This is a genomic window from uncultured Ferrimonas sp. (genome assembly GCF_947489035.1).
Taxonomy (GTDB): Bacteria; Pseudomonadota; Gammaproteobacteria; order Enterobacterales; family Shewanellaceae; genus Ferrimonas.
Window position 1 is genome coordinate 27,965 of the sequence record NZ_CANLCI010000022.1, and the last position, 20,283, is coordinate 48,247.

At 56.9% G+C, this 20,283-nt stretch carries 16 protein-coding genes; 10 read left to right on the forward strand and 6 right to left on the reverse strand.

Annotated elements, in window-relative coordinates:
* Nucleotides 1-545: 545 nt before the first annotated feature.
* The 5 genes from Q0796_RS13150 to Q0796_RS13170 all read right to left on the reverse strand — a co-directional run bounded on the left by Q0796_RS13150 (nucleotide 546) and on the right by Q0796_RS13170 (nucleotide 5,257).
* The gene (locus Q0796_RS13150; RefSeq protein ID WP_298443999.1) at nucleotides 546-1,526 is read right to left on the reverse strand and encodes a diguanylate cyclase; all 981 of its coding nucleotides are present in this window, start codon (nucleotides 1,524-1,526) and stop codon (nucleotides 546-548) included.
* Nucleotides 1,523-2,143: a chemotaxis protein CheC gene (locus tag Q0796_RS13155; RefSeq protein WP_298444000.1), complete on the reverse strand. Its 621-nt coding sequence runs from the start codon at nucleotides 2,141-2,143 to the stop codon at nucleotides 1,523-1,525. The genes Q0796_RS13150 and Q0796_RS13155 overlap by 4 nt, the downstream gene beginning before the upstream one ends.
* The gene (locus tag Q0796_RS13160) at nucleotides 2,143-2,508 is read right to left on the reverse strand and encodes a response regulator (RefSeq protein ID WP_298444002.1); all 366 of its coding nucleotides are present in this window, start codon (nucleotides 2,506-2,508) and stop codon (nucleotides 2,143-2,145) included. The genes Q0796_RS13155 and Q0796_RS13160 overlap by 1 nt, the downstream gene beginning before the upstream one ends.
* Before the next feature lie 239 nt (nucleotides 2,509-2,747).
* A complete protein-coding gene (locus Q0796_RS13165; protein ID WP_298444004.1) occupies nucleotides 2,748-3,224 on the reverse strand; it encodes a DUF1456 family protein in 477 nt (158 codons plus the stop codon).
* A 92-nt stretch (nucleotides 3,225-3,316) separates the two neighbouring features.
* Complete coding sequence (locus tag Q0796_RS13170) at nucleotides 3,317-5,257, reverse strand: RecQ family ATP-dependent DNA helicase (protein WP_298444005.1); 1,941 nt, start codon at nucleotides 5,255-5,257, stop codon at nucleotides 3,317-3,319.
* A 274-nt stretch (nucleotides 5,258-5,531) separates the two neighbouring features.
* Between Q0796_RS13170 and Q0796_RS13175 the strand changes: the two genes are divergently transcribed.
* Nucleotides 5,532-5,912 carry a glutathione S-transferase N-terminal domain-containing protein gene (locus tag Q0796_RS13175; protein ID WP_363322316.1) on the forward strand — a complete coding sequence of 127 codons (381 nt, stop codon included), beginning with the start codon at nucleotides 5,532-5,534 and terminating at the stop codon, nucleotides 5,910-5,912.
* Nucleotides 5,913-6,303: 391 nt separating this feature from the next.
* Nucleotides 6,304-6,579 (forward strand): DUF3081 family protein, encoded by a 276-nt coding sequence (locus Q0796_RS13180; RefSeq protein ID WP_298444007.1) that lies wholly within the window; start codon nucleotides 6,304-6,306, stop codon nucleotides 6,577-6,579.
* Nucleotides 6,580-7,040: 461 nt separating this feature from the next.
* On the opposite strand, the gene Q0796_RS13185 is transcribed toward Q0796_RS13180, so the two are convergent.
* Entirely contained in the window at nucleotides 7,041-12,293 is a 5,253-nt protein-coding gene (locus Q0796_RS13185; protein ID WP_298444009.1) for a S8 family serine peptidase, read from the reverse strand.
* 234 nt (nucleotides 12,294-12,527) lie between these two features.
* Here Q0796_RS13185 and Q0796_RS13190 point away from each other — a divergent pair, with 234 nt between their 5' ends.
* From Q0796_RS13190 to Q0796_RS13225, 8 genes are all read left to right on the forward strand, one after another.
* A complete protein-coding gene (locus tag Q0796_RS13190) occupies nucleotides 12,528-13,382 on the forward strand; it encodes a MipA/OmpV family protein (protein WP_298444011.1) in 855 nt (284 codons plus the stop codon).
* Nucleotides 13,379-13,765 (forward strand): DUF3019 domain-containing protein, encoded by a 387-nt coding sequence (locus Q0796_RS13195; protein ID WP_298444012.1) that lies wholly within the window; start codon nucleotides 13,379-13,381, stop codon nucleotides 13,763-13,765. The genes Q0796_RS13190 and Q0796_RS13195 overlap by 4 nt, the downstream gene beginning before the upstream one ends.
* On the forward strand, nucleotides 13,765-14,430 hold the full coding sequence (locus Q0796_RS13200; RefSeq protein ID WP_298444014.1) for a response regulator transcription factor: 666 nt from the start codon (nucleotides 13,765-13,767) through the stop codon (nucleotides 14,428-14,430). Before Q0796_RS13195 ends, Q0796_RS13200 begins: the two co-directional genes overlap by 1 nt.
* Complete coding sequence (locus Q0796_RS13205; protein ID WP_298444016.1) at nucleotides 14,427-15,614, forward strand: ATP-binding protein; 1,188 nt, start codon at nucleotides 14,427-14,429, stop codon at nucleotides 15,612-15,614. Before Q0796_RS13200 ends, Q0796_RS13205 begins: the two co-directional genes overlap by 4 nt.
* Before the next feature lie 129 nt (nucleotides 15,615-15,743).
* Nucleotides 15,744-17,339 (forward strand): ABC-F family ATPase, encoded by a 1,596-nt coding sequence (locus tag Q0796_RS13210; RefSeq protein ID WP_298444018.1) that lies wholly within the window; start codon nucleotides 15,744-15,746, stop codon nucleotides 17,337-17,339.
* 314 nt (nucleotides 17,340-17,653) lie between these two features.
* Nucleotides 17,654-18,703, forward strand: a complete 1,050-nt coding sequence (locus Q0796_RS13215) for an HlyD family secretion protein (RefSeq protein WP_298444020.1) — start codon at nucleotides 17,654-17,656, stop codon at nucleotides 18,701-18,703.
* 33 nt (nucleotides 18,704-18,736) lie between these two features.
* Complete coding sequence (locus Q0796_RS13220; RefSeq protein WP_298444022.1) at nucleotides 18,737-19,801, forward strand: DUF2955 domain-containing protein; 1,065 nt, start codon at nucleotides 18,737-18,739, stop codon at nucleotides 19,799-19,801.
* Complete coding sequence (locus Q0796_RS13225) at nucleotides 19,785-20,252, forward strand: MarR family transcriptional regulator (protein ID WP_298444024.1); 468 nt, start codon at nucleotides 19,785-19,787, stop codon at nucleotides 20,250-20,252. Before Q0796_RS13220 ends, Q0796_RS13225 begins: the two co-directional genes overlap by 17 nt.
* Nucleotides 20,253-20,283 lie beyond the last annotated feature (31 nt).

Consider the following 20,283-nt stretch of genomic DNA (forward strand, 5'->3'; position numbering starts at 1 on the left):
ATTGAAGTGACGATGAATTCAGTTTTGGGGCACTAGCGAAATAGCACGAAATGTTGTGATTTTGTTGCAGCCAAACGGCGCTGGCACAATGGCTTTTATGGGGCGTTAGGTTACTTGTTCTCCATAAGTAGCGGCTTGTTTTGCCCGTCAGCGCTGGCTTTGCGCTGATCTGGTGGCGATTGGGCTAACGCGGCTGTGGCCGCCTTGGCCCTGCCCGCCGCGGGATGGCGGTTGATGATTGAGTTCACTGCCGACTGGGTTTACATTGCGGCAACATTGGTCGGGGTGTTGATTGCATCAATATGCATTTTGTTGGCGCGCTGCTGCAAGGGCGGCGCTGAGCCGGATCGACGCCGACATCAGAGTTCGGTCAATAGATCGGTCAAGAGATCGGCAAAGGGGGTGATCGCCGCGAGTGGCCAAACCGGCAGGGCAGATCGGCTGAGCAGCGAGCGCAGCAACAGGGCAGGGGACAATCGGCGGAAACAAAAACAGCGCCACATTGGGCGCTGTTGGTTCGCGGGGGAAGCCGCAGCGAGGCAACCTCAGTTGGCCATCACCACTTTATTTCGCCCAGTCAGTTTGGCTTCGTACAGGGCTTTATCGGCCTCTGACAGCGCATCTTTCGACGGCTTATCGAACTCAAACTGCACCCCACCGATGCTGATGGAGACGCTGATCTGGTGATGCTCGGTTTGGATGGGAGTAGCACAAATCGATTCGCGCAGGCGGTTTAGCACCGATACGCTGGCGCTGCCTGGCAGGTTGGGCAGCAGCAGCGCAAACTCCTCTCCGCCAAAACGGCAGAGGGTGTCGGAGGAGCGCAAACAGGTTTGAATGCGGTTGCCAATCTCGATCAGCACTTCATCACCGGCGGGGTGGCCGTAGGTGTCGTTAACGTCTTTAAATTTATCAACGTCGAAAATCGCCACCACCATCGGCCAGTCGTAGCGTTTACAACGGGCGATGTCGTGGTTTAACTGCTCGAAGAAGTAACGGCGGTTGTAGAGGCCGGTCATCTCGTCGCGGTTGCTGGACTCTTCAAATTCCAGTGCTTGTTCGGTGGCGTCTTCCAGCATCTTCTGTGCCATCGCCATTTCGGTGACGTCATGAACCGACACACACACGCCCTGCACCACCCCTTTGGTGTCGCGCAGGGGCCACATGGCGCAGTTTTGGTACATGTGATCAACATCGCCAACACTGTATTGGCTGCTGGGAAAGTGCAGCAGGTAAGGACGCTGAGTCCAGTTGGTGTAGGACTGGTTGCCCAGCACCATCACCGAGCGCACTTTTTTGGCGAACCAGCCCTCTTTTAGCTCTGGAAAGAAACGCGGCAAGCTTTGATTCAGCACTTCGCTGGCCTTGAGCTTGCTGTGTACTTCCATAAAGCGGTTCCAGAAGATCACATTTAAGCGGCGATCCACCGCAAATACGCCAGCGGTCGACATCGATTCCAATACGTTGGAAAAATCGAATTCGCTACTGTCGCTGTGATCCTCAGGGCCGGATTCAAATGGGGTCATGCCATCAATGCTCGCAATGAGGAGATCAAGTGCTGCAGCCCTTCTGGGCGCAAAGAGATGATGTTGTCGCAGTGGACGCCTTTCTCTTCAATTTCGAGCTTGATGTCGATCAGCAACACCTGATCGCTGGAGGTGTCGAGCAAACGGTTGGCGTCGACTAACTCGCTGCGGGTTTCAAACTCCACCAGCACCGGTTGCGCCAAGTGCACGTCCAGTTGCATCGCTTCGGATAAACCCGATAACGAGGCACTGTTGATGACGTTGGTCAGCTCGTTGAAGATCTCTTTTTGGATCGCCTGAGACTTCGCGTCTTCGTCGTCGTAACCGAGGTATTCCATCAGGGCGTTGATGGCGCTGCCACCAAACAGCAGCGAGGAGCGGCCTAACATCTGCCCCATAAACTCTTGCTGCACGATGTTAACGGGATCCGACTTGCGGCCAAACTGCTGCACCAAGTTGGTGACGGTGCTTTGATTGCCAAATTCAACTTGTGGCACGGACAGTTTTACTTTGCTCTCAAACACTTCTGACAGCTTAGCGCCAGCGCGGCCCATGCCAATGTTGGTGAGTTCACGCAGAGCGTCAAGTTCGTCCGCGGACAGTTGATATTGGTTCATTACAGCGCACCTTCCTGGCGTAGCATGGTTTCAAGTTGTTCGGCAGTGATTGGCTTAGGGATAAAGCCCTTAGCGCCCAACTCCAGTGCTTCTTGCTGAACACCGTGTTGGATGTCAGCAGAGATCACGAAGATGGTGGCAGCGTAGTGACGTTGCTGCAATTGCTTTAATACCTCGATGCCATCCACTTCGGGCATGGTTAGATCAAGGAAAACAAAATCAAACTGTTGCTGCTGGCATTGATCCAGCGCACTTTGCCCACCGTCGGCTTCAGAGATTTCGACGTTCCAGCCCGCAGGAATGGCATGCTTGATCATGCGGCGGGAGAACGACGAGTCGTCGACAATAAGTAGACTGTGAGACATTACAGATCCTAATGGTAAAGATTGGATGTTAACCGAGTCATGATATGAAAAATTGGCCAGCACTGTAATAAAAAGACCTCACTAATGAGAGTTGAACGACATTTTAAAGGTCTTTTTTTGTGCGCGTGGGCGCTGCCACTCAATTTGATGCATCTGACATGCACAATTAGGTGAATACTGGCCAAAACGGCCCCAGTGCCGAACAATAAACCAGCACTGGGGCACCCATTCATCTTAGATCAGCTTTTTTTACGGTGTTTAATGCCGAGGCCACGAACGAAGTTACGCAGTAACTGATCGCCACACACTTGGTAGTTGCGATGATCCGGCTTGCGGAACAGCGCCGACAACTCTGACTTGGTCAGGCGGAAGTTAGACAACGCTAAGATCTCGACAATGTCGGTGTCTTTTAACTCTAGTGCGATACGCAACTTACGCAGGATGTCGTTGTTGCTCATCCGTTGTTTGCCGGTCAGCAGTTTTGGCTCGCGGCCCTCTTGCACGCCACGGAACTTGATGATCAGCCCATCCAAAAAGGCCGATAAGGTCCGGTCGCGACACGCCACAAAACCCGCTTCTTCTTCTTTCTTCAGCAGGTGATCCAGCTCTTCTTTAGTGATCGGGTAATTCATCAGTGCGAACACCGCGATCACATCCGGGTTGTTAAAGTTCAGGGCGTAGCGCAGTTGGCGCAGCAGATCGTTTTGCAGCAGCATGGGGCGTCTCAAATTATCAAATTGGCGCAATTGTAATGAAAACTGCGCCACCGTGCCGGACTAAATAGCACAAACTCGATAATGAATATGCTCTAACCGTGATTACTGTGAGTACTGAGCGCGGTGAGCGCCTGTTGTAGCGTGGCGAAGGGCTGGCTTTGCTGCTGGCCGTAGCCCGGTAACGTGCGCGCTTTCAGCTTGGTGAGCCACGGGCTGGGCAGGGCGGTAAGAAATCGAGCCCCTAAGCGGGGGCTATACGGCCAGCCCTGTTGCGCTAACGCCTGTTGCAGTGGCGCAATCCACTGCTGCAACTGCGCGGCGCTGGCCATGGCTGGGGCGGGTGCCTGCGCTAGGGTGGCCGCTGCGCCGCGACAGGCGCTGCAATGGCCACACTGGCTGGGGGCTTCGCCGTCGCCAAAATAGCTGGCTAAGGCGTAGCTGAGGCAACTTTGGCTTTGCAGCAGCGCCAGCATCTGGGCGATGCGCGCCACTTCGCTGTGCTCTTTGTCGGCAAACTGCTGCACCAGTTGCGCCAGCACCGGTGCCAGCGCGGGCAACGGCTGCTGCACCTGATAGACCTCGGTCATCTGTTTGGTTTGCAGTTCGATCAGCCCTTGCTGTTCAAAGTAATCCAGCGCGCTAAGGGCGCGGCTGCGCTCGGCGCCGTAGCCTTGATGCAGTGCATCAAAATCCACCTGCCACCAGGTGCGGGCTTTCTGGCAGTAGGTCAGCAGCGCTTGCACAAAGGCGTGGCGCTCGCCGTTAAAGCGGTTGGCCAGCTCGGCTTCGCTCACCAGCAGCTTAAATTTCACTTCGGCGTAGTAGCTGTATTTGGCTTCAATCAATCCGGCCATCTCTAGGTACACCAACAGGGTTCGCAGCGGCAGTGGCCGCACGTTACTGCTGCCGCAAAGTTGGTTGGCCATCAGCTCCCATTGCGGCCCCGCTTGGCTGATCTCGGTCAGCACCCGTTCAATGCTGTCGGCTTCGGGGGTGTCGCCAAAGATGAAGTTTTCCAGCACCGAGCGGTTGGCTTGGTTGGCCAACACCAAACACTCAGCCCGCAACCCATCGCGACCGGCACGGCCGATCTCTTGGCTGTAGTTTTCAACGGATTTGGGCAGATCGTAATGGATAACGTGGCGGATATCGGCTTTGTCGACCCCCATGCCAAAGGCGATGGTGGCGACAATCACCGCCAGTTCACCGGCCATAAATTGCTGCTGGATCCGCATCCGCACGGGGTGATCTAAGCCGGCGTGGTAGGCGGCTGCCCGATGCCCCGCTTGGCTGAGCGCCAGCGCCACTTGCTCGGCGCTTTGCTGCTGGGTGACGTAGACAATGGCCCCTTGATCGCGGCGGCTGTCTAAGTGTTGCAACAGCGCTTGTTGCCGCTGCTCTGGCGCCACCGCTTGCACGGCCAGATCCAAGTTGGCGCGATAAAAACCGGTGGCGGTGATGCATTCCGGCGCGATGGCAAACTTGGCGGCCATGTCGTTGATCACCTTGGGGGTGGCGGTGGCGGTGAGCAACAGCACCCGTTCGATGTTTAGGTTGTGGCGGTAGTGCGGCAGCTTAAGGTAATCCGGCCGAAAGTTATGGCCCCATTCACTGATGCAGTGGGCTTCGTCCACCACCAGCAAGCTGATCGGGATCTGGCCGATGAAGTGACGAAAGCGTTCGTTCTTCAGGCGTTCGACCGAAATCATCAAAATCTTAATCTCGCCGCGGCGTACCTGCTGCATCACCTGCTGGGTTTGCTCAAACGATTGGGTTGAATCGATGGTGGCGGCGGCGATGCCTTTGCTGTGCAAAAACGCCAATTGATCCTGCATCAACGCCAGCAGCGGCGAGATCACCAAGGTTAAGTTGGGCAGCGCCAAGGCGGGCAACTGGTAACACAGGGATTTGCCCGATCCGGTAGGAAAAATAGCGGCGGCGCTGTGCCCCTGTAACAGGTGCTCGATGGTTTGTTGCTGGCCGGGGCGAAATTCGCTAAAGCCAAAGTGTTGTTGTAGCAGGGCATGGGGCATGGGGCGCTCGCGGCAAGAGGGGGCAATGGGCCACTAGTGTCGCCAGTGACTGTGGGCAGGTCAAACCGATGTGGTGTTTCGAGCCGACTGTCAACGTGCGGCGGTGGCTACGGGGGCCGTTGATGCGGCGGTTGCGGTGCGCGCGTCGCCGCGGCTGGAAGGGGTGGGCTAAGCGGCAGAGGAAATCGATTGGCTCACATCAAAAAATCCACTGAAGTGTGAGCCACTTGGCTTTATACTGCGGCTACTTTTCTGTCCGAAATTGAGATGTGTCGTGAAGAAACTGCTGATTAAAGGCTTACGGGAAGGCTTAGGCCGAGTGATTGTGTTTGGTGATTGGATCTCGCGCCCAAGTAAAGTGCGCCGTGATGTTTCTGCCCAAGCGCAGGTGGAGCAACAGTTGCAAGGGTTGAGCCTGTACCAGCTGTATGCCTGCCCATTTTGCGTTAAAACCCGCCGGGCGCTGCACCGCTTGGATCTGCCGATGGCGCTGCGCGACACCAAAGTGGGCAGCCCTCACCGTGATGAATTGGCCAGCGAAGGCGGCAAATTGATGGTGCCGTGCCTGCGGATTGAAGAAGCGGGTGAAGTGCGCTGGATGTATGAATCCGGTGACATCATCGCCTATTTAGAGCAGCGTTTTGGGGCGAAATAAGCCCGAATCCCCCAGCACGTAAAACCACGGAGAAACCACCGTTCTTACGGTGGTTTTTTGTACGGGCTGTTGAATCGCTTTTGCCTAAGCAGCACCAACCTAAGGCAAAGGGGATCCCAAAGGGAGAATCCCCCCTTTTTGCTACGAGCTAGTGTGCCGTCGCCACCGCGACCTAACCACTTGAATGCAAAGTGGCGACATCGCACCGCAGGTGCCAATGCCTTTATCACAGCAACGCCAACAGTTAACCAAGACACCGCCTTTTTGTGCGCTGAAAAAAAGTCACGGCCCTACGCCAGCTTGGGCTCAAAAATCCCGCTTTGAGTTCACGTTTTTGCGGTCTCACCCTGTGGTTAGATGGCATCAGACTTATTGGATCTGGAGCAACAGCATGTCTGAACGCATTGAAGTAACCCCGGCGCTGCAAGTGGTGCAGTTGGTGTTAGAGCACGGCCATCCGGTGGAGGATGGCGTGGAGTATCAAGGGTTTGTGGTGGATGGCGAGTGGGATGCCCACAACTTAAGCCTCAGCCGCGATAACGTCAGCTTAGATATCCGTTTTCATAATGCCTATCAGTTACGTTCGCCGAACGACGCCGCCACCCAGCGCTTTGTGGATTCCATCCAGCAGTTGTTGGCGGGCAAGGCCGTTGGCAAACTGCACTGAGGCGCGGGCTGCCCCACACGGCCATTGACTGGCTGCATCGGCTTGGCGCAGCGGTAACGTAACCGCGGGTTCGCCCTCTTCGCTTGGCAATCGCCCCGCCACTGCGGGGCGTTGTTTTCGGTGTCTGTGCCGCGCTATGCCTGCTGCTAATGCGGTGTGCGATTACGCCTGCGGCTAATCACACCTACTGTGGAGCAAACCTGTGTTTAATCGTAGGTCCCGTTAGCCGTTGTTTGGCGTAACGTGACTATGCCTGCTGCTAATGCGCTGTGCGATTACGCCTGCGGCTAATCACACCTACGTTTAAGCAAAACTACGTTTAAGCAAAACTACGTTTAATAAAATCTGCGTTTAATCGTACCCACAAAAAAGCCCCGCGAAAGCGGGGCTTGCTGCAAACTCAGGCATAACATGGGTGCGGATTGAACACCGTTAGGCTGAGCCTTTCTGCGTCGGGAAGGTTAACGGATGCGACGACGCAGACCAGCTAAGGCCAGACCCATTAAGGCCAAGAACCCAAAACTGCCTGAAGAGCTTGAGCTGCTCTCGTTGTTGACGTTTTCAGCCACGGTAACGGTTACGGTGCCGTTGACGCTGGCGCTGCCATCGGACACCACCACTGAGAAGCCGTAATCACCGGCGGCGACGTTGCTAAAGCTCAAGCTGGCTTCGCTGCCTAACTGGCCCAGATCCGGACCGGCGGTTTGACTCCAGTTGTAGCTGAGGCTGTCGCCATCAACGTCCATAACATCGGCGTTAACGGTAAAGCTTAAGCCGTTGCTGCTGGCGTTAACGTCGGCCATGGTTGGGGCGTCGTTCATTGGCGCTACGTGCAGCATAAAGCTGCGGCTGGCGGCATCACTTGGGTTGTCGATGTCGGCAACGGTGATGGTCACTTCGGTAGAGCCGTTAAAGTCTGCATCAGGGGTGATCACCACGGTGTCGCCACTGTTGTGGCCACTGATCTGGGCACTGATGTGCTCGCCAGAGACGCTGATGGTGTTGGCACTGGCTTCTTGATCAGCAAAGACAACGGTTAATGGTGCGGTGCTGCTGTCTTCGTTGATGGCGATGTCAGCAAACTGACCCAGGCTGATGTTGCCTGCTACCGCAATGGTGTGGGTCATGTCGATGCTGCCCATGCCGTCAATGTCGCTGCTGGCGTTGATGGTCAGGGTTTGACCCGACGCCGAGCTGTTGACGGTGGCCGGTACGGTAACGTTGAACTGGGAACTTTCTGGGCCAACGTAGTCGTAACACACCAGCAGATCATCGCTCAGCTTCTGATCCAAATCGTTGAAGGCGTAACCCACGCCCATGATTGGATCGTAGTTGTCGTAGCCCACTTCAATGGCGGCACGGCCTTGTACCCCAACGCTACCGCGCACGTCGCCGTTAAAGTTAAGGTTGTCGTAGGCCATCATCATTTCATATTCGCCATCGCCGAAGCGGTGGGCCATATGGAACAGCAGTTCGAAGTCGAGACGATCGCCATTGTCACCGTAGATGGTGGTGCCAGTGCTTGGATCGAAACCCTGATATGGCATGGTGCGCGCGTCATCGAATTCCACTACCACCCAACCGCTGTCGGTACTGGCGATGGAGATGCCGCTGTCCCAATCGAGTGGGGTTGCCATCACGTTACGACCAAACGGTACGCCACCCCAACCACGCTGCATCACTGCGGCGAAGTTCTCTGGCTGTACCGGCAGTGGGATCGGGTAATGCGCTGGGAAGAACACCGGCATGTCGGTGAAGGCTACGGTACCCATGCCGCGAATACGCATGAAGTCAGAGCCCGCTTGCTGGTAGTTGTTCAGCATGGCGTATTCGGTGTATTCACCGGTACGCATGGCGTCGAACGGCACTTCCAAGCCTTGGCGTTGCAGCGACGGATCATCACCGTAACTTGGGTTAATCCCAAACTCGGCCAGATCGATGTAACCGCCGGGCTCGGCTTGGCCCAGATCCGGGGAACGACACAGGGCGTCGTCGGCGCTGGTGGTGATGGTGTAGCCAGGCTCAAGATCGCCACTTTCCGACTGCACGCCGCTGATGGTCAGCACGCCGTCAACCAGTTCAACGCTGTCGACTGCCGCCGCGTGGCTTACGCTGATGTTGGCAGGATCGATCAGCAGTTGCTCGGGGATGGTGGCGCTGATGCTAAAGGCACGATCGCGACCACTGTGGTTTGGCAGCACCGTAAATTGCAGTTGCACCTGCTCGCCCGCACGCTGTTGTTCGTGAGAAGCATTGAGGCTAACGTCGTTGCTGCCGCGGATCAGATCCATCGGCACCATGCCTTGGTTGCCTGGGTTGGTGGCAGAGGTGCCTACATCCCATGCGCCAAAGTACATGTCGCCTTCGGTCATCGTCATGTCCCAGCTCAGCTCGGCTTCAATGGCGTCGCTGCCATTGCTGCTTGGCAGGCTGATGCTGATGTCGCTGGCCACTTCATCGGTGATCACGGCCAAGGCGTAAGTCAGGGTATCAACGTACTGTTCTGGCTGTTCTACCCATGGGGTTGGGTTGTAGATCAGCGCCCAGTAGTTGCCTGCGGTCGGCTGGTTCAGATTACAGTAGTTGTCGTTGAAGGCGTGGCGCGAAACACAGACGATCTCGTCGTTCGGTTCAATCACCCCATCTTCGTCCAAGTCGCGACCCACGTAGAGCAGCGCGTGGCCCGGGTACATCCCGGTTGGTTCATCAGAGAAGGTGGTGCCAAAGGAGCGCAGCACCAAACGCTGAGCGCCTTCTGGTACGGTCACCCATTCGGTGTGCACCGACTCATCCAGCATCTGTTCGGCGCTGAAGCCGGTCTCTTCTGACCACGGGTACACGCCGTCGCTGTCTTTGGGCAGGGTGACGCTTTTGATCTCAGCTTTAACGGGGGCAAACACACGCCCAAACGGGGTGTCCATCTGCGGCAAACGCAGATCTTTCACCACTTGGCTGCCGTTGTCGCGATGCACGGTGTGCACGGTTTGGGTTGGCAGTTCGTCGGCGCTAAAGCGGAACGCCATTGGGATCTGCATCTGTGGCGCGTCGCCATCGACTTGATCAATCAACAGGTGGCTGTGCAGCTCGACGTCGGAGTTACCCAGTGCATCTTGCGTTTCAATCACGTCCACGCTGAACATCACGTTCTGGGATTCACCTGCCGCTAACTCGAAGGTTTGCGGGTGAATTTGCACTTCGATCCCCGGCTGTACGTATTGCTGGGTTGGGTTACCGGCAAAGTTGTACACCTCTTGCTGAGTGATGGTGTAAGTACCGGCTTCGGTGGCGGTGAAGGTACGCAGCCACTGACACTCGTTCTTACAGCCTAAGTTCACCAGCTCTGGCACGTTCAAACGGTGCATTTCGCCGCCGTTATCTGGGTTGGCGGCCAAGAAGTTGTCGTGGGTCTCTTTCATGGTCAGCGGCGCGTCGATGGCGCTGGCCACGTTAATGCGACCGGTACCGGCGCGGTAAACCACGGCTTCGTAACGCTCATCCTTTGGCGTGTCTGGGTACAGCGCCATGGTCACTTCTGGCTCGGCAGTCATCTGCAAGGCCGCGTGCTTCTGCGCTGGGGTCCAATCCGGGCGCGCTTCGGTCAGCAGTGCCAAGGCACCGGCTACGTGCGGGCTGGCCATCGAGGTGCCGCTTAAGAAAGCGTAATCGGCTACCGTTGGGATCTCGCCTTCGGTGGCTTCAAATGGCGCTTCATCACGGTAGGCGGCGTAGATATCCACCCCCGGGGCAGTCACGCTTGGCACCAGGTGTTCTGGGTTACCCAGGCTTGGGCCACGGGAGGAGAACAGCGCCAACACGTCGGCTTGATCGGGATCGATAACGCGGTCGATGCTGGTGGCGCTGATGGTCACTTGGTGCTTACCGGTTTCGCCGTTGTTCAGCCAAGATTCCAAGCCATTCCAGTTGTTGGTCCAGTCGCCGTAGTAGGCGCCGGTGCTGATGTGGATCCCCGGTACGTCGTAGCTGTCGGTTTCGATGACGGTGCTTTCGTCGCCGGACCACTGGGTGTTGTAGAGGATAAAGCCTTCTGCGCCACCGGCGGCGGCGTTGGTGGCTTTGGCGACACGGGCGATCTCACCACGGCCACAGGCCACAATGATGTTGGCTGGGTTGCCATCAGCATCGGTGTAACCCAAATCATCAAAGGTGCCCGCGGCAAAGGGGGTCAGACACTGTTCATCGCCGTAATCGCTGGCTTTAACAATAATGCCGGTCACAGAGCTGGTGTTGATGCCACCGCCGCTGAGCTCGCTCCAGCTTGGCAGTGCACTGGCCAGAGCCGGATCGGTAATGCGGGTGTCGATGTTTACGGTACGGCCGGTGCTGGAGGCACCAACGGTTAACAACCACGGCGAAACGTTATCAATCAGGCTGAGGTATTCGGTGCCATCTTGGCCGCCGGAGTTACCCGCCGAAGCGGCAATGGCGATCCCCGCTTGGTTGGCGGATAAGAACGCCAGCTGCACCGAATCATCCCATGGGGATTTGTGATCAACGCCACCAATGGAGAAGTTAATCACATCAACGCCGTCGCTGATGCTGTCTTCAATCGCTGCCAGCATCGCTTCGCCAGGACAGCCGCCCAGCGGCAAACAGACCTGATAGGAAACGATGTTGGCGTGCGGCGCTACGCCAGACATGCGTGGGAACAGATCTTCTTTCAGTACCTTGCCATCGCCACTGGCTTCCAGCTCGGCGCCAAGGTAGTCCACATCAAACTGAACGTTACCGGCGGCAGTCGAAGCGGTGTGCGAGCCGTGGCCGTTGTAATCTTCACCAACGGCGGGGGCAATGCCAGCAAAGGTGGCGGTGATCTCTGGGTAGCTGCGTACCCCAATCAGTTTGTCGTTACACAGATCGGCGTTGGCTTCACAGTCGCCAACGTAGGTGCCTGCCCCCCACGGGTTGCTGTGGTCAAAACCATCGCCGCCAACATCCGCAAAGGCAGCGTGATCGGTGTTTACCCCAGTATCAAGAATGGCAACAACAACGCCTTCACCCTTGAATGAGGTTTGCTGAGTGGTGGTGCCGTCCCAGGCTTTGTCGGCGCTGATCAGCTGCGGGCCCACATCGGTGTGCAGCTCGTAACTGGTTGAACGCTGCACCTGCTTAACGCTGCCTAAGGTGGCGATCTGGGCCGCCTGCGCTTGGGTTAGGCTCATGCTGAAGCCGTTGAGGGCATTAACGTAGTGGCGACGCGGGGCATCGGCGCTGATCCCAGCAATGTCGCTCAGCGCTTGCTGCTGTTTGTGTTGCAAGAAGCTGCGGTACTGGCCCACGGCGTCGTGCTGGGCTTTGCCCTGCTTGTAGAGCTTGGTTTGGCCGTTGGCGCTGTTGACTGCGGCGCTGGGGCTGGTGGCGGCGATGCCGGCGATCCCACCTTGGTAGGTGGCCAGCGGCGCATCGTGCAGTTGAATGATGTAAACGTGCTCACCAACCAGATCCGGCTCCGCCACAAACTTCTTGCTGCTGTTGCCACGCACGTGCACGTTGATGCCGTCGTTGGCGGTTACGCCGTTGTTGCGCTGTTGCTGTTGCTGCCGTTGATGCTGGCGTTCCGACAGCTGTTCAGCCGAAACCTGCAAACCGTGTAGGGTGTTGAGGTTGCTATTTGGCATTACCGTTTGCGTTGCGGCAGTGGCGCCGCCCGCGTATAGGCCCGATAACACCAACCACGAGAGTTTGGATAGCTTCACGCGATCCTCCTTGATAGATATTGTTTTAGTTGTTGCCAGTTTGTTATATCGGGTTCCGCTCACCGAGTTTGTACCACTTTGTACCAACGGCAGAATCCCGCACCGGGATTGGGGTAGTTTGACCAGTACGGGCTTGGCAACGATGTAACAACTTGGTAACGTCAAAGCTAAGCACCTGAATAACTACAAGATCGGTTTGCCAAAACCGCTCAACCTAACGTGGTCGCTGTATTTATGATGTTACGTTTCACCATCCTGTTTGTTGTCGCGCTGTGGCTGTGGTCGCCGTTAACGGTGGCTCAGCCGGCGGATCCCAGTGCCTTGGCCAGTGGCCAAGGCGGCTTGTCGCTGAGCGTTGGCGTAGGCCAACTGACCGATCCCACCATTCAAAATGACGATGTGCCGTTGTACCTGTTGCCGCAGTGGTACTACTACGGTGATCGTTTTTATGTGGAGAATCTGAGTTTTGGCTGGGCGCTGCACGAGAGCAAACAGTGGCAATGGGATCTGCTGGCCGAGCCCAATCGCGATGGCCTCTATTACCTTGATGACGACGCCGCCTCGCTGCTGGGGGCGGCCACTTATGGGGTGCCGCGGGGGCAAATGCCGCAAGCCAAAGAAGCACCGCTGCTGTTGGAGCAACGCGACTTCAGCTATCTGGCGGGTATTCAAGGCCAGTACTTTTGGGATAACCACCGGTTAACGCTGCAAGGGTTAACCGACGTGACTGGGGTGCATCACGGCCAGCAGTGGTTGCTGGGCTACGCCAGCCACTGGCACTGGTTGGGTGATTGGGCCATCGGCGCCCAGCTGCGGGGCTTAAGCCGCGATCTGAATGGCTATTACTACTACCTCAACGCCGTCGAACAGCAAAGACAAGCGGCCATAGGGCCGCCACTGGACAGCGCAACCACGCCACGCTCTAGCATCAACACTCAGCTGCAACTGGATTATCAGTACCCCTTAAGTGACAACTGGGCGCTGGTGGTGCACCTGCAGCAACAGTGGCGGCAACATTACGATCCGCGCTTACTCAGCCAAAACGACAGCCGCTTATGGTTTGTCGGGATCCGCTGGACGCTGCTATGACCCCAGGCTGGTTAGCGGTTGCGCTCACCCTTGGCCTCAGTTTCGGCAGCCACGCCGAACTGTGGCAGGTGCCGCCGCAACTGCAACCCAGCCACTGCGTGATCCCCGCCAACGCCAGCCAATGCGAGCTGACCGTGCAACTGAACTGGCACAGCGTGCAAGCTCAGCAATTTTGCCTGTACCAAGCCAACCATGCCCAGCCGCTGTTTTGTAACCGCCCGCAGCAACAGCAGATCAATTTATCGTTGCCGTTGGTGCTGCGCCAAAGCACCGAGTTTGAGCTGCGGCTGGCGGATAAAACCGTGGCGCGAATGTCGTTGCAGGTGGCGCGAGCCAGCGACACCCAGCTGCGGCGGCGGCGTCAATTTCCTTGGAGTTTGTGATGAATCGGATCCTGCTGATTGAAGACGATTTGGAACTGGCGCAGCTGGTGAGCCACTTTTTAGGGAAAAACGGCTATCAGGTGTCGCACCTGGCCAATGGCAACCGATTGTCGTCGTTGCTGGCGGCGCAGCAGTTTCAGTTGATCCTGTGTGACGTCAATCTGCCCGGTCGCGATGGCTTTGCGCTGCTAGAGCAGCTGCGGCATCAATTTGAAGGGCCGATTTTGATGCTGACCGCCCGTGGTGACGAGCAAGACCACATTCGTGGCTTGCAGCTGGGCGCCGACGACTACCTGATCAAACCGATATCAACGGCCTTATTATTGGCCCGACTGCGACGGCACCTGCCCAGCGAGCCCTGCTTGCCGCTGGCGCTGAAGCTGCAACCGCAAAACCAAGACGCCTGTTTAGGCACGCACCCACTGGCGTTAACGCCAACGGAATACAGTTTGTTGGCGCTGTTTGTGCAGCACTTTGAACAGGTGCTGTCGCGGGAATACCTGTTTGAAAACAGCGTTGGCCGCGAATACGACGGCATGGCGCGCACCATTGATGGCCGCATCGTGCGACTGCGGAAAAAGCTGGAACAAGTACCGCGTTCGCCGCTGCAGCTGAAAACCGTGTGGGGCCAAGGCTACCGCTTAAGCGCCAAGGACGTGGCATGAGCCGCTACTACGGTGCCCTGCTGGTGATGCTGTTGCTGATCCTGCTGGGCTGCGCCTTATTACTGAAACTGCTGCTGCCGGATGCCCCCACGGTGATGCTGGACGCGGCGCAGCTGCCGCAATTGCTGGCCAGCCAGTCGGCGTGCTTAGCGCAGGGGCAAAGTTGTGCCTTGGTGAGCGCGCAGCAGCTGCCCAGTGATCTGTGGCAGCGAGAGCCGGAGATCGACGCCATGCTGGCGCAGGGCGAGTTGGTCTTTTTAGGCGACAGCAGCGCCTTGTATCAACAGGGGCAGCAGCTGTACCAGTTGCAGTTTCCAGCGCTGCCCCAAGAGGAACCGGTGCCGGTGGCGCTGCTGTTTTATGGCTTAGTGACCTTGGCGTTCGCGCTGTTGATCATGCCGCTGTTCATCACCTTAACCCGTTTAAATAATGTGGCGGCGCAGTTTTCTCGCACCGGCAAACCGGTCACCTTGACGGTGGGGCGCCACTCCTTTGTTTACCCCTTGGTCACCAGCTTTAATCAGATGACGTTAGCGTTAAGCGAACTGATGCAGTTGCAAAAAGAGCTGTCGGCCACCGTCTGTCACGAAGTGCGCACTCCGTTAAGCCGGATCACCTTTATCTCGGCGATGTTTGATGAACTGACGGTGGAGGACGCGCGGCAGAAGGTGGATAAGCAGTGCCAGCAGATCGACGCGGTGATCAGCGAATACCTGAACTTTGCCGCCGAGCAACGGCATCAGCCCAAGTTGAAATCAACGCTGCTGCAACCGCTGTTAGAGCCAGTGCTAAGCAACTATCAGGATCTGTTGGAGATTGAGCTGCAGCTGCCCACGGGCGCCACGGTGCAGTGCGATCCGGTGTCGCTGCGTCGCGCCATCAATAACCTGCTTGGCAACGCCAGCAAGTTTGCCCAGCAGCGGGTGTCGGTGGTGTTTCGCCAAAGTGCCGATCGTTACCAACTGTGCGTCAGTGACGATGGCCCCGGCATTGAAAGCCAAGACGATCTGCTGCAGCCGTTTGTGCGTGGCGATGCCAGCAAGCCCGGCTATGGCCTTGGCTTGGCCATCGTCCAGCGGGTGATGCAGTGGCACGATGGCGACGTGCAGATCGGCCGCTGTGCCGATCTGGGCGGTGCCAGCGTTAGCCTAAGCTGGCCGGTGCAGCGGCTTATTGAGCCCTAAGCGCCTACGCTAAGGCTGCCGCCGCGTGACATCTTGCCTTCGCGGCACTTTGTCGGCAGGTTTTGCTTCCCCTTGCGAGCAGTTATCGGTACCCTGCAGCGTTTATTTTTTCAACCAAAGGCATTTGCTGTGATCTCCTCCGCCAATATTACTATGCAGTTCGGCGCTAAGCCGCTGTTCGAGAACATCTCCGTTAAATTCGGTGGTGGTAACCGTTACGGCCTGATCGGCGCTAACGGCTGTGGCAAATCCACCTTTATGAAAATTCTGTCGAACGAGCTGGAGCCAACCGCCGGTAACGTTTCGGTAGAGCCAAATACCCGCGTGGCCAAATTGGGTCAGGATCAGTGGGCGTTTGAAGAGTTCAGCGTGATCGATACCGTGATCATGGGCCACAAAGAGTTGTGGGAGATCAAAGCGGAACGCGATCGCATCTACTCGCTGCCGGAAATGTCTGAAGAAGAGGGCATGAAGGTCGCGGATTTAGAAGTGCAATTTGCCGAAATGGACGGCTACAGCGCCGAAGCCCGTGCCGGTGAACTGCTGCTGGGCCTTGGCATTGAAGAGAGCGCCCACTTCGGCCTGATGAGCGCGGTTGCGCCGGGTTTGAAAGTGCGGGTGTTGTTGGCGCAGGTGCTGTTTGCTGATCCCGACATCATGCTGTTGGACGAACCAACCAACAACTTGGATATCCACACCATCCACTGGCTGGAAGATATCCTCAACGCCCGTCAGTGCACCATGATCATCATCTCGCACGATCGTCACTTCTTGAACTCGGTCTGTACCCACATGGCCGACATCGACTACGGCGAGCTGCGGGTTTACCCAGGCAACTACGACGAGTACATGACCGCCGCCAACCAAGCGCGCGATCGTCTGCTGGCGGACAACGCTAAGAAGAAGGCGCAAATTGCCGAGCTGCAAGGCTTTGTGGCGCGCTTCTCGGCCAACGCCTCTAAGGCGCGTCAGGCCACTTCCCGCGCTAAGCAGATGGATAAGATCCAGCTGGAAGAGGTGAAAGCCTCCAGCCGTCAAAGCCCGTTCCTGCGCTTTGATCAAGAGAAGAAGTTGTTCCGTCAGGCGTTGGAAGTGGACAACCTCAGCCAAGGCTACGGCGACGAATTGCTGTTTGAAGGCTTGGATCTGCGCGTGGACGTGGGCGAGCGCATCGCCATCATTGGTGCCAACGGCATCGGTAAATCCACCTTGCTGAACACCTTGGTTGGGCAGATGCCAGTGAAATCCGGTGAGATCAAATGGTCTGAAAACCACAACATCGGCTACTACGCTCAGGATCACGCCGCCGATTTCGAACAAGAGATGAACCTGTTCGATTGGATGGGCCAATGGTCTACCGATGGCGCTGACGAGCAAACCATTCGCAGCTTCTTGGGGCGGATGCTGTTCAGCCAAAACGACATCAAGAAGTCGACTAAGGTGATCTCTGGTGGTGAGCAAGGCCGTATGCTGTTCGGCAAACTGATGATGCAAAAGCCCAACATCTTGGTGATGGATGAGCCAACCAACCACATGGACATGGAATCGATTGAAGCGTTGAACAACGCGCTGGAGAGCTACGCCGGCACCTTGCTGTTCGTGTCGCACGATCGGGTGTTTGTGTCTTCTGTGGCAACCCGCATCATTGAGCTGAAAGCCGATGGCATTACCGATTTCCACGGTACTTACGAAGAGTACCTGCGCAGTCAGGGCTTAGAAGGCTAAGCCTTCGCCTTAACCGCCGCGGTTAAACAACGCCACCCACTTGGGTGGCGTTTTTGATCGTGCCGCGCCCTTACGCTCTTGCGGCGGCATTGGCGATACACCAGCCAACCACGTCAGCATTAGCCAACCACTTCAGCCTGTTATCGCTGCTTACGGTCAGGTCGCTTAAATCGATTTCAGCTTGGTGGGTGTTGCCGTAACAGCAACGCCATTACTGCGCGATTGAACGTCGTTTAAAAAAACACCTGACATTGTTGCATCTGAAACAAAACTAAGTATACTGGCCGCCATTGAATTGTTGCAGGTGAAACATTATGGCGAGTAAAGTATATCAATGGGCGTTATCACTGGTGTTTGCTGCCAGCGTATTGTTCTCTGTGTTTTTGGTAGCCAGCGACAACTTGTCGCCGTTTACCACCCAAGCGCAGCTGCACCTTTCCACCAGCCGTTTGGCGGCGGAAGTGTCCGGGCCGGTATCGGCGCTGGCGGTACGCAACGGGCAACAGGTTGAGCAGGGGCAGCTGCTGGTGCAACTGGATCCCACTCGGTACCAGTTGGCGTTGGCGCAAACTCAAGCGGCGCTGATCGAAGCGCAGCAAAGCCATCAGGCGAAGCGGCAGCAACTGCGAGGGGCCGAAGCGTCCCTGCATCAGCGGCTGCAACAGGCGCAAAATGCCGAGCGCAAGTGGCGCCGCAATCAGCAATTGATTGCCAAGGGGCTGCAAAGCCAGCAGGTGCTGGATGACAGCCAAGCCGAAGCGGCAGTAAGCCAGCAAGCGGTGCAAGCGGCGCAGGCGGAAATTGCCAAGCTGCAAGCGGAGTTAGTGCAAAGCAGTGACAGCGGGGCGTTAGCCGCGGCGCGCAGCCGAGTCAAACTGGCGCAGCTGGATCTGGCCAAAACCCGCATTGTGGCGCCAATTTCTGGGGTGATCAGTAACCTCAATCTTAACCTTGGCAGTTACGTTAGCGCGGGCAGTCCGGTGTTGTTCTTGGTGGATCGCCAACACAGCTGGGTCAACGCCGACTTTAACGAAAAGGGGGTAAACCACCTGCAAGCGGGCACTGCGGTGCGGCTGGTGTTTGATGCCCTGCCGGGCGAGGTGTTTAGCGGCACCGTGCAGGGGCGTGATCTGGCGATTTACGATCCCAGCAGCGAAGCCAGTGGCTTGGCAAAAGTGACCAACGACGACCGCTGGATCCGCGATCAGCAGAAGGTGCGAACCCAGATTGTCTTGCCTCAGCTGAACGACGGCTTGTTCTCAGGCTCGAAAGTGAGCGTGATGGTGGTATCGGATCTGAGCTGGTGGGATCTGCTGGGGCAACTGTGGATGCAACTACTGGCGCAGCTGCGTTATCTGATCTAACCCCCGCCATTCACTGTTTTTGAGGTACCGCTGATGACAACCATGACCGCGCGCTTGCAGCGGAGAAACGCTGCGATTAACTGGCACCAGTTTGCTTGGATCACCGCCATTGTGTCGTTGGGGATGCTGGCACAATTGTGGCTGCAACTGGGGGTAACCGCTTATCTGGCGCTGTTTCCAGTGATGGCGGTGACCGCCATTAACGATTTTTCTGTGGCTGGGGTGCTGAAGGGGCTGCTGCCGGTGTGGCTGCTGGCGTTGCTGGCGCTGCTGGTGAGTGAACTGTTTGCCGCCCACCCCGCGGTTATCTGGTGCATCAGTGTGCTGTTGTTTGATCGCATTCGCTGCTGGGCGAATACCCCCGCCAAAATCGGCGCCGCGATGATCCCACTGCTGAACTGGTTTCTGGTGGTGGTGTTTGCCCAGCACAGCAGCATCGCCATGACCGATTGGCTGCGCGACATGGCGGTAAGCCTAGTGGTAACGGTGATGGTGGTGCAGTTGGTGCGGGTGCTGTTGCCAGGCAGTGAGCCCAAGGTTCAACGGGCAGCTCAGCCAAAACCTCAGCCTCAGGCTCAGACTCAACCTCAGATCCGGCCTGCGGTACCGGCCATGACACTGACTCACCGGCATCGGTTGGTGTTTGTTAGCCTGCTGGGGGCGGGGCTGGCATTTATGATGATGGTCGATATAGTAGCGGCAACCTTTTGCATGATGCCGGTGATTGCCGCTGCGGCCCAAACCCAACAAACAAATTATCAGGCGGTGATCCGAGGTTGCTTACAGGCGCACGTGGGCGGTTGCGCGGTGGCGCTGCTGTTTGTTGCGGCGTTAATGGGGCAACACCATCACCTGTTGGTGTATGGGGTGGCCTTAACCGCATTGGTGGCGCTGGTTGCCTACTGGATCTGCACCAGCCAAGGGCCGATCCGAGCCATGCACAATCAAGCCATGCTGGGCATTATGCTGCCGTTGCAGCTTTATTTGGGCAGCACCGATCTGGGCCTGCAAGATACCTTTCAACGTGGTGGCATGATGCTGTTTGTATTGATACTGCTGCTGGCCTGCCAAGGAGTGATTTTTGGAAAACAAAACTAAGGTGTCGATCACCGAAATCGACGCCCTCGACCATAACCCGATGTTTTTAATGGGGCTGGCTTATAAGCAGTTTCGTGCGCAGTTGGCTTCGCACCTGGGCGGCGCAGGCAACATCACCCTAGAGATGTACGGGGCGCTGCGGGTGCTTGAGGCGCATGGCCAGATCAGCCAGCAACAGCTGGCCAACTACTTGCTGCGGAATCGTTCTGTCGCCAAGCGATTAGTGGATAACGGCATCAAGCTTGGGCTGATTGTGTCGAGTAAAAGCGACAGCAATAAGAAGGTTAAGCTGCTGGCCATCACCCCGTTGGGGCAAGAACGGATTAAACAATGCCAGCCGATTGTCGATCAGCAAACCCAGCTGTTTTTGGCTGCGCTGGAGGCCGGGCCACAGCAGCAACTGGCGCAGTTACTCGGTGGCCTGATCCGCAGCGATCTGCTGGTGGATTGATGTGGGGGCAGCCCAGATACAACAACGCCAC